Here is a 447-nt window from a genome sequence, read left to right on the forward strand (position 1 = left end):
TGGAGCCGGAAAAATTCCAGTCCTCTACTGTCGGCCGCGCGATCCTGAAGCGCTGCACGCAGTTCCAGCTGGAAACGCCCACCACCAGCTCACTCGGCAAACAGGCCCTGCGTATCGCCAAAGGCGAGGGCATGGACTACGTGCTGGATGACGAGCGCTCGATCATCAAGCAGGTGGTGAAGGCCAGCAATTCAGATATGCGCGAACTCGCGAATATCATGCAGGCTCTTCAGCAGTACTACGATGGCATTCAGGGCAAGAAGCCTAAGCTGCTCAGCGCCGATGATGTGGGCACTGTATTCGCTAGCACCGTCAGCGCCGACGAGCAGTTGGCCATCGACTTTATGGTTGCCGCGTACTCGCGCAATTACGCGGATGCCTATACAGCACTGCTCGATGTTCAAGATCAGTTCGGATTCGTGAAGAAGCTAGTGTGGATCGCGCAGT

Annotated in this window: 1 protein-coding gene; it reads left to right on the forward strand. The window is 56.6% G+C overall.

The window, feature by feature from the left end; genetic code table 11:
• On the forward strand, positions 1-447 hold a 447-nt coding region (locus AC1RPG_RS08200), incomplete at both ends, for a hypothetical protein (RefSeq protein ID WP_481762499.1).

The organism is Dellaglioa sp. CoH-57-MRSF-18, from assembly GCF_056781995.1.